This is a genomic window from uncultured Flavobacterium sp. (assembly GCF_963925415.1).
GTDB lineage: Bacteria > Bacteroidota > Bacteroidia > Flavobacteriales > Flavobacteriaceae > Flavobacterium.
In genome coordinates this window covers 1-10,549 of the sequence record NZ_CAWUTS010000033.1, presented here as the reverse complement: position 1 = coordinate 10,549, position 10,549 = coordinate 1, and the positions used below count along the sequence as shown (strand labels likewise).

General features: G+C 31.5%; 7 protein-coding genes, 1 other RNA gene and 1 pseudogene. 1 reads left to right on the top strand and 8 read right to left on the bottom strand.

Features of this window, described 5'->3' with window-relative positions:
- Nucleotides 1–279: 279 nt before the first annotated feature.
- On the bottom strand, nt 280–1,161 hold the full coding sequence (locus AABM47_RS02455) for a hypothetical protein (RefSeq protein ID WP_338409338.1): 882 nt from the start codon (nt 1,159–1,161) through the stop codon (nt 280–282).
- A gap of 381 nt (nt 1,162–1,542) precedes the next feature.
- On the bottom strand, nt 1,543–2,748 hold the full coding sequence (locus AABM47_RS02450; RefSeq protein WP_338409337.1) for an NAD(P)-dependent oxidoreductase: 1,206 nt from the start codon (nt 2,746–2,748) through the stop codon (nt 1,543–1,545).
- 178 nt (nt 2,749–2,926) lie between these two features.
- On the opposite strand from AABM47_RS02450, the gene ssrA reads away from it, so the two are divergent.
- Nucleotides 2,927–3,323: a transfer-messenger RNA gene (gene ssrA, locus AABM47_RS02445) on the top strand.
- A gap of 201 nt (nt 3,324–3,524) precedes the next feature.
- Here ssrA and AABM47_RS02440 read toward each other — a convergent pair.
- The 6 genes and pseudogenes from AABM47_RS02440 to AABM47_RS02415 all read right to left on the bottom strand — a co-directional run.
- On the bottom strand, nt 3,525–5,945 hold the full coding sequence (locus AABM47_RS02440; protein WP_338409336.1) for a polysaccharide biosynthesis tyrosine autokinase: 2,421 nt from the start codon (nt 5,943–5,945) through the stop codon (nt 3,525–3,527).
- Nucleotides 5,946–5,950: 5 nt separating this feature from the next.
- Nucleotides 5,951–6,724, bottom strand: coding sequence for a polysaccharide biosynthesis/export family protein (locus AABM47_RS02435; protein ID WP_338409335.1), 774 nt, complete (start codon nt 6,722–6,724; stop codon nt 5,951–5,953).
- 117 nt (nt 6,725–6,841) lie between these two features.
- Entirely contained in the window at nt 6,842–7,021 is a 180-nt protein-coding gene (locus AABM47_RS02430; protein ID WP_338409334.1) for a hypothetical protein, read from the bottom strand.
- Nucleotides 7,022–7,040: 19 nt separating this feature from the next.
- The gene (locus tag AABM47_RS02425) at nt 7,041–8,441 is read right to left on the bottom strand and encodes an exopolysaccharide biosynthesis polyprenyl glycosylphosphotransferase (protein WP_338409333.1); all 1,401 of its coding nucleotides are present in this window, start codon (nt 8,439–8,441) and stop codon (nt 7,041–7,043) included.
- Nucleotides 8,442–9,129: 688 nt separating this feature from the next.
- Nucleotides 9,130–10,179, bottom strand: a complete 1,050-nt coding sequence (gene rfbB, locus AABM47_RS02420) for a dTDP-glucose 4,6-dehydratase (RefSeq protein ID WP_338409332.1) — start codon at nt 10,177–10,179, stop codon at nt 9,130–9,132.
- 78 nt (nt 10,180–10,257) lie between these two features.
- Nucleotides 10,258–10,549, bottom strand: a pseudogene (locus tag AABM47_RS02415) (glycosyltransferase family 1 protein); the annotation flags it as partial.

Here is a 10,549-nt window from a genome sequence, read left to right as displayed (position 1 = left end):
GAGTTTTAGTAACTATACAGTTAATATCTTTTAAATGAATCTCTGCAAGTTCAACAATAGAAACATCATCTTCAACCAATAGTATATTTTTCATTTTTTTGTTGAAATAAAATTCATAATAATTTAACTATTTTTTAAATTTAAAAACTATTCTATTTGATAATGCATTACTAATAAATAAGTTAAGTTGTGATAAAAAAATGACCTAAATAATTATAGCATAAAACTATTTAATATTTTATTATTTAGGTCATTTCATTAAACTATTAAATTGAATAATTATCTAGCTGCAGAACCTGTTGGTGATGAACCTGTTGCATTATTATCCATTGGGTAAACAATATGATCCACTGCTGTTGAAGAAATATTTCCAACTAAAGGCTTTAATAAAAATGGAGAAGGACTATTGTCTGGATAAGGCTCAATACTAATAACTGCTTTTCCGCCTGCTAAATCTATAGGAAAAGTTAAACCATCAGGTGCGTTTACAATAAAATCTTCACCAGGAAATGGAGGAGTTGCACTTGGCCCACTAAAACCGCTAAATGCATCTGCACCTGAAACATTTGTAAATGTTCCGGTAGTAACGGGTGTACCGTCAATTACAGCCCAACCTTCATATTGCCATCCATCAGGTAGAGTTGGCAAACTTAATCCTACGGCAGGAGGTAATGATCCTAAAAACCAAACTCCACTATTTTCATTATTATTACTTCCGTCTGATGGCGTTGCTAATACATATGAACCTGAAGCAGTAGTGAAACTATTACCTAAAGCCTCGGGCGCTCCTATTGTTAAACTTGCCGAACTACCCGAAAAAGTACCCGCTAAAATATGAGTACTTGAAGGGCTTGAATTAGCGTCTGGAAAAGGTTCAATTGTTAAAATAAATTTAGTTGCAGCAACTAAATCAGCTTGAGCAATAGGAAACAATGTTTGGGACAGAATACCATTAGACCCAACTGTAAAAACACCTGTAGACACTGGAACATTATTTACCATTATCCACCCTTCATATTTAAAATTGGGTCCTAAATCATCAAGTCCATCAATGTTTAAAGTCAAATTTTGACTTGCTGGGGTGTCATCATCATTGCTACAACTCACAAAAAACACAAACCCAAAAAGGGCTAAAACTGTAATAAAGTTTACTTTTTTCATTATATTTTTATTTAATATTATGTTAAACAATCAGTACCTACTTAAGTACTTAATTTCTGTTTTACAAATATGTTTATAAATTATCACAAAGATATTACAAAAATATAAAGTTTTAAAAAATGCTTAATATATAAAATTAAAGTACTAATAAAAAAAATATTGCTGTATAATATAATATTAAATCGATATTGGAAACGTGAAAATTATTTCAAATAAGCATATTTATAAGTTAATTTTTTATTTTACATAACTTTGCTTCTAACTCGTACAAAAAGCAGCATCGCTATAAAAACTATATTATAAAAAAACTTGATAATATCTTAAAGTAAATTTTTAAGACTACTAAATGCTATTCCTAGTATGTTTCTTTTAAAAAAAAAATTATTCTTTACCATCTACATAGTCTTGTAAATAGGAAAAATTAGTTGTTAATTTTCCGTTTTCAGTAACTTTGGCCCTAGCCAAAATACCCTCGTTATCATCATTAAAAAAAGCAGGAATTACTTGTTTTAAAAATACCTCTCCAAAACCTTCACTGGCATCTTTAGGCAATTCACAAGGTAAATTATCGACAGCCATTACAACAACAGCAGAAGGATGAGTGTAGGAAACTTCTTTATCTTCTTTAGCTAAATATCCATATAAAGGATCTGCTATTGTACTGGCACGTATTGTACTGGCCACTGGACCATTAATATCACACGAAATATCTGCAACAATCTTCAATTTACATTTAGAAGATTTTAGCATTTCTTTTGACAAAATTATTGGGGCAGCATTACCATAAAAATGTCCCGCAATAAATATATCTGAACTGTTGGCAAAACGTTCAAAATTTGATTCATATTCGCGTGGATTATTAAAAAAGTCTTCTTTATTTAATACTTGACCGTCTATTCTTTTATTATAATCCAACACATCTATAAATGTATAAACCGGAACGTCGTATGTTTTTGTCAAATAATTCTCTACAGAAACTTCTTTCATCTTCATGGCGTCTAACATTTCTTTAGCACCATGAGCTACTTTTCCACTTCCAGTTAAAACAATTTTAATGTTGGGCAACTGATTTCTTTTTAAACGCTCAATTAATGCATTTTGATCGGCTAAGGTTTCAGCTTTAGCTAAAGCAAATAAATCATATTTTAAACCAAAAGCACGTATTCCGTTATAAGCACCCACAATACCTGCATAACGACCAAAGCCTATTAAACGATTTTTTTTGTCGTTTACAATTGTTTCATGGTCATATAATTCAATGTTTTTTTCTAAAATTGCCAGCAACAATGCTCTGTTGTAGGGTTGTTTTTTTATGGTATGTGAAAAGAAAAAGTATTTTTTATTGGAAATTAGGTTTTCTATAGGTACTTCTTTTACACCAATTAACACATCACAATCACTTAAATCAGAAACTATTTCAAAGCCTTTTTCTGCATATTTTTCGTCAGCAAAAACACGAACATTAGACGATTCGATACAAATTTCTGCCTGAGGAAATTGATTTTTAAAAGCTTCTAATCGTAGTGGAGAAAAAACCACTCTCCTATCGGGTGGATTTTTGCGTTCTTTGATGATTCCAAATTTCATTGGCAAAATATTTAATTATTATTGAATTATAATATGCAAATATACCTTTTAGATAAACGATTCACAAAATATTTTTTAATTGATAAATAAATGGTAATTTTGACCTATATTTAGTAAATAGTTGTTTAAATATTCTAATTCAATAGTAATAACAAACTTCTAAATATTGCTAAAAAATGGGGTCGACTGGTTTTGACAGCGAGTGGAATTAACTGGTAAGCACGTCGAGAACTGGGACAATTCTCGTTAATAAATGGTCCTAAACCTTTACACGGCGATAATAATTACGCTTTGGCTGCATAATCTGAATTATAGTAAGATAGTGCCAAGTTCCTACTAGGTAGGAAAGCTGGATTCTCCTTAAAAGCCTTGGTTTATGGCGTTTAGTTTAGGAGAACCGTAAAAGTAAACCTAGAGTCGGTAATACTTTAAATCCGTTTCGAAACAGTAGAGTTAAGCTTTAGGTGGTTGTTTTTGACCTAACCTTTTGTCGAAAATCTAATCAAAAACTAAACGCGTAGAAAGCCTTTTGATTGCTTGTTTGGACGAGAGTTCGATTCTCTCCGACTCCACAAAAAAACCTGTAATAAAATTACAGGTTTTTTTGTGATATATACAGGATGAATTTTTCAAGTTGGTATAAGTAAACAATTATATATACTTAAAAAAAAATGTTGTTCTGCTTTTATACGTATTGAACCAACACGTATAAAAACAGAACAACACCATAGTATGCAAACAAGTATAATTTGTAGATTCTTATAAAAAAATTCAGTTTAATTGTCGTTTGTATTAGATCTATTGTTAAAAAATTTACTTAAAAATGTTGTTTTATACCAAGGTATTTGTTCTTCACCCTCTAAACCGTAAACATAACCGTAGCTATAGCTATAACCGTAACCGTAACCTTTATTTTTACTAAAACTTAAGTCATTAACAACAAATCCTATATTATGTAACTTTTTGTCTTCTACTAACTTAACAGCATGGTTAACTAAGTCTTTCTCTGTATGAGCACAACGCAAAACATATAAAGTAATGTCGGCAAATTTTGAAAAAATTAGTGTATCTGAAACTAATAGTATGGGAGCTGTATCTAAAATTATAATATCATATTTCATTTTTAACTCGGTCATTAAATTCTCAAATCGTTTGCTTGATAATAAAAGCTGTGGGTTTGGAGGTATATCTCCAGACAATAAAACATCACCTGACTTATCTTCAACGTGAAATTTAAATATTAAATCTTGCCATTGTAATTTATCGTCATGCAGGTAATTAGAAAATCCGCTGTGGTCTTCTTTTTTTACATCAAAAAGTTTATGCAGCTGTGGGTTTCTAAAGTCAACACCTATTATAATGGTTTTTTTGTTTAAATTAGCATATGCCAAAGCCAAATTATAAGCAATATATGTTTTTCCTTCCCCTTTTTTGGAAGAAGTTGTCATAATAATTCGACCCTCTTTACTATCCTTTTCAGGAGCTATAAAATTGGCATTTTGCATCAGGGTTCTAAAAGCTTCTGTTTTTAAAGCTTTAAGTCTTTCATCATCCAAATTACTAGGTATTGACCCCAATAATGGAATGTTTTTAGCCTTAAGTTCGACATCTTTTTCACTCCCAATTTTATTGTCAAACAATAAAACAAGATAAATAATCAAAAAAGGAAACCCAAGACCAATCAATAAAGCAGCCAAGTACCAAATTCTCTTTTTAGGTGCAATTGGATCTTGATTAGCACGTGCAAAGTCAATAATTTTAGCATTCGTTTCTTGTACCGATAAAGTAATGGCTGTTTCTTCTCTTTTTTGAATAAGATACAAATAGATGCCCTCCTTTATTTTTTGCTGCCTGTCTAAAATTCGAAATTCGCGTTCCTGAGTCGGAATGCTTTTTATTTTTCCTAGTAAAACCGATTCTTGTTTATCTAAATCATTCCTTTTAACAATAAGACCCGATTTATATTGGGTCAAACTTTGTTTAATGTTACGATCAAGCTCTTCTAATTGTTGCTCTAAATTGGTAAGTACAAAGTTTTTTTTAGTTCCGTCGTTTAAAATTCTGTTGCGTTGTAGCACTAAATTGTTATGCTGAATAATAAAGGGATTTATTTGACCGGCAAATTCCATTTTTGGCACTATATCAACTGGCACTAATTCGGTTTTACCTTTATTATTCATAAAGTCAATCATAATATCCAAAACGCGCAATTGAGTTTCTGTTTCAATTAAGTTAATTTCAAATTCAGAATGCGTTTCTAAATAAATTTTAGCATCGGTAGAAATGTCTGTTAACTTATTTTCAATTTTAAAGTTTTGCGATTTTATTTCTACATCACCCAATTCTGTTGATATGATACCCAAACGCTCTTTAATAAATGCAAGCGTTACTTCAGAAATTGCGTTTTTATCCTTGATCGCCTCTTCGTTGTATATAGCTACTAAGGTATCCAAAAAATCTTCCGCTTTTTTAGGTACCGTACTCGTAATACTAAGGTTTACTACACTTGCCGTTTTACTTAAGGCTTCAACAGAAAATGCTTTTTGATAGGCTTCGCCGACAAGCAAAAGAGGTGTATAAAACACGTTATAGCTTTCAAGAGAAGTTAAAACACTAAAGCTTGGCAGTTTTTGTATTTTAAGAGTTGCTTCGTTAAGCAGTATGGAAGATCCAAAACTAAAAGTGCCTAAATTTAGGCCTTTATGGTTGCTTAATTCATAACGATCTGGCGAAATAATTTCAATGGTAAAAGATTGGCTTGTGTTATAAAAAACTTCAGATGCATTTTCAATAACAAATTCAAAAGGTTGTGTGTTTTTATACAGCTCTACATCTCTAACATTACCCAATCTAAAATAAGTAGTAGTAAAATTTAAGCGTTTAATGGCTTTTTCAACTAAGGTAATAGAGTTTAAAATTTCTATTTCATTGTCTACATTATTAGCCATTCCCGAAAGGAGTCCCATGTCGGCAAAAGCACTCAGTTCAGAGGTTATATTACCTTTCTTTTCATCGCGAACTATAATTTTTGAAGCGGCCTGGTATACAGGTGTAGAATATCTTAAGAGAATAAAAGCAGACGAAACAGCAATTAAAACACATAAAACAAACCATTTCCAGTAATATATATATTGGCTTAGCAGTTCTAAAATACTTTCGCCTTGTTCTTCTTCATTAAAATCAAATTGATCTTGCATAATAATTATTTTTTGAAAAGCAATACTGCTAAGGTAATTAATAGAGACACTGAGCTTAAAATAACAGTGGTGTTTGGCCCTACAGCCGCCGCGTTTATTTTAGTTTTATTTGGATTTACAATTACCACATCGTTTTGACTTAAATAGTAATAAGGCGAATTCACAAAGTCTGATTGGGTAATGTCGACATGCTGGTATTTTTTTACACCGTCTGTTTCGCGAACAATTAATATATTAGATCGTAAACCATAAATTGTTAAATCACTGGCTTTAGCCAATGCTTCAAATAGTGTAATGCGCTCACTTTGAATTACAAAAGAACCTGGACGGTTAACTTCGCCTAAAACCGAAATTTTAAAATTTAAAATACGCAAGTTAATAACCGGGTTTTTTATATAATCAGACACTAAGGTTTCTAATTTTTTATTGGCCTCTCTTCGAGGCAATCCTGCTAGTGTTACTTTTCCAATAACAGGAAAATCAATTTGCCCTTCGTTATCAATAAGATAGGTTGTAATGCTGTTTTGGTTGTTTTCTATTTGATAATTACCTTGTATTTGTGGCAAATTAAAAGGAATTGTACTTTCCGGGTTTTGAGCAGTAACTATGATGCTCAACAAATCGTCAGACTGCAATACGGGTTCATAACTTATACGTTCATCATTAGAATTTGATGTTGCTGCTTTTTGCAGATAAATTATTTTTGAACTCGAAGTACACGATACTAGCACTGAAAATAGCACAAAAAAAAGTGCTGTTGTTTTAAATTTTAAAATCATTTAGGTTTATTTGTTTGTTTTAAAAAAGGAGCTTAGCAGGTTACAAATATAATATAAAAAGTAAACTTAAATACTTATTTATTTATGTAAATATAAGAGACTCCTGTGCTGCTCAATTTATAGATTGTCTGTTTCAACTGATTCTTCAATTTCTTTCTTTAAATCACCCATTCGTTTCAGTTGTTTATTTTGTATTTTATTTTTTACATACATTTTATACATTTCTTTTCCCATAAAAAAAGAAGTAATCGAAATGCCTGAAAGTAATCCCGAAAAATAATAAGCAAGTGTACTCATACTCTGTGTTTTTTTAAATTTAAAATGCGTTTTGATCTCCTTTAAGGGTAACAATTATCGTTAAAAAACAAATTTTAATATCTTTAAGCAAACTCCAATTTAAAACATAATCAATATCCATTTTAACCCGGCGCTTCATATCCAAAACAGTTTTTGTTTCCCCTCTGTAGCCCGAAACCTGTGCTAAACCCGTAATACCTGGCTTTACAAAATGACGAACCATAAAATTACGAATCAGATCATTGTAGTCTTCCGTGTGCTTCAGCATGTGAGGACGCGGACCAACAATGCTCATTTCACCCAAAAAGACATTAAAAAATTGAGGGAGTTCGTCTAAACTTGTCCTTCGGATAAATTTACCAATAGAAGTGACTCGATCATCATCTTTTTTGGCTTGCATACTATCACTCTGTTCATTTATATTCATGCTTCTGAATTTAAAACACAAAAAAGGGACGTTTTTTTTGCCTGTACGCATTTGTTTAAACAATACAGGACCCTTACTCTGTTTTTTGATTAAAAAAGCCAAAATAGGATACAGCCACGAAAGCAGCAAAACGATCACTAAACTACTAAAAACAAGATCAAAAACCCTTTTTACAAGTCGGTTTGAACTTTTTTGAAGAGGCTCGTTTCGCGGCTTTAAAATATGAAAACCCTCATAATTAGTAGAACTAACTTTGCGTTTTGACATCATTGAAAAGTCGGGAACAAATTTTAATCGCAAGCAATGGCTATCGGCCAATTCAAAAAAATAATTTAAATCAACTATGTATTTAGGTTGCACCACTATGTATAATTCATGAATATCCATTTCTGAAGCTCGTACGATTTCTTTGGAAAAAACTTCGGCAAATTCCTTTTTACTTTTAAATGAATTTTCGTTTTGTGTATTGATAATACCTATAAAATTTGAAAAGTATAAATTTGTTTCCAATTGCGAGGCGAGTTCGATACTGGTTTTATTAAACCCCCAAATAGCAATATTAAAAGGCTTTTTTATAAAGCTTCTAATATTTTTAACGATTAGGGTAATGGCTATACGTGATACCGTTAAGTAGATAAGCAAAAAACTTATTAAAAAAATATTAGATGGCGTGTTGATCTCAAATTGTAATTCTGCTCGAAATAAAATAACATAACTGTTCCAGAGAATGACATGGACTAAAAAGGTTCGCCATGAACTGCGATAAAAATTTTCAAGTTTAAAATCTACATCAAGTGGGTACAACCTAAAAAATAATGCAGGCACAATCCAACAAATAAGTGAAGCACAAACAAAATTAGTCAAAACTAAAAAATTGAAACTGCCACTAAATTGCGGTGAAAATCTTAAAAACAAACAAGCTGCACTAACTATCGCAACAAAATCGATTAGGGCGCAGTAAAAAATAAAAGTGTATTTGTATCTGTTACGCATGATCATTAGTGTTAAATTTAATAATTATTTTTTCAAAATAAAATAAAAAAAATCCATAGGCGAAATCCCTTAAATCGGGATACCTGTTAGGTGTAAAAAACTGCCCTGCTTTGGCAATGCAAACTATAAAAAATGCGCTGTCTATGTTGATGATCCAAAAAGGGATACCTGTTGTTTTGATCCACATTGGTTTGTATATAAAAAAATAAGATTGCATCAAAAAACTCAAAGCCACAAAAGGTATGGCTGCTTGTAAGTTAAAATAGCGATTAGTCTAGTTTAAAAGCCATGCGGGTACATATCTTTCAGAACTGAAGTTAGAATTTGGTAACCACAAAAAATAAAAGAAGGTATAATAAATAGAAATCGAATGCTTTTTTATTGATTGCTAAGGACATTAAGATTAAATAATTTTTGATTTAAAAAAAAGTTATAATTTAAATCCTTAATGCAACCAAATTAGATGGTCAAGCAACTTAATACTTCCGTTTATACAAGTAAACTTAAAGGTTGTTTTTAAGTTTTGAATTTTTAGGCTTGATCTTTTGTTTCTTTTGCTTCAAGAAAATCGAAGATGCAGCGAACACCACTAACAAAAAAAGTACAGTGAGCTAAAAGAAAATTAACAAACCCTTAATTTCTAACATTAACAAAACCTCATTGCTAGCATCCATTGGTGAAATTCGAGTTAATTTGCGTATTGTTTTTCATAATAAGTTGCATATTCTCCCGAAGTGATATTATTCAACCAGTTCTGGTTTTCCAAATACCAGTTTACGGTTCTTTCCAATCCTTGTTCAAAAGTAACCGAAGGCGACCATCCTAATTCTTTATTTATTTTATTGGCGTCAATAGCGTAACGCAAATCATGTCCTGGACGGTCTTTTACATACGAAATCAATTGTTCAGAAACCCCTTTATTTCTACCCAGTTTCTCATCCATAATTTGGCATAATAATTTTACTAAGTCTATATTCTGCCATTCATTAAAACCACCAATATTGTAGGTTTCATGGTTAACCCCTTTATGAAACACTAAATCGATAGCGACAGCGTGGTCTTCTACAAAAAGCCAGTCGCGGGTATATTTACCATCTCCATACACAGGCAAAGGTTTGTTATGAATAATATTATTAATAAATAAGGGAATCAACTTTTCAGGAAAATGAAACGGTCCGTAATTATTAGAGCAATTGGTCAGCACATAAGGAAATCCGTACGTTTCTCCATAAGCTCTTACAAAATGATCTGAACTGGCTTTAGAAGCCGAATAAGGAGAATTAGGATCGTATGCGGTAGTTTCAGTAAACAATCCCTCAGACCCCAAACTTCCGTAAACCTCATCAGTACTAATGTGGTAAAAACGCTTGCCTCCATAGTTCTCTTGCCAAATCGCCTTAGCAGCATTCAATAAATTTACGGTTCCTATCACATTAGTTTTTACAAATGATAAGGGATCCACAATCGAACGGTCTACATGCGATTCGGCAGCCAAATGCAATACCCCATCAAATTGATGCTCGGCAAACAATTGGTCTATAAATTGTGCATCAACAATATCCCCTTTTATAAAAGTATAATTAGGCGCAGCCTCAATATCAGCAATATTCTCTAAATTTCCGGCATAGGTTAGTGCGTCCAAATTAAAAATTTGATAGTCTGGATAGTTATTTACAAAGCGACGCAGCACATGAGAACCAATAAAACCAGCTCCTCCGGTAATTAAAATTTTTTTCATATTAAAAATGTTTAATTTTGAGTCAAGATGTAGTATCCTCAAACAAAGTATTTGATTTCAAATAAATTAACATAGAAATTATCTGTTTATTATTCCTTCAATTGACTTAAAATGATTTGCATATTGATCCGTAATCAATTCCCAATCATATAACGTATTAATTTTATTTCTGTTTTCCTTCAACATTGTCTGGTAGATTTCCTTATCATATTCAACATTAGTTAAATGATTAGCAACATCATTTTCATTTTGAAAATAAATGGCATCTTTTCCTAATATATATTTATTAAAAGGATTGTCATTGGCACAAATCAAACTATTAGATGACATCGCTTCTAAAAGAGAGGGATTAGTACCTCCAACAGTATGT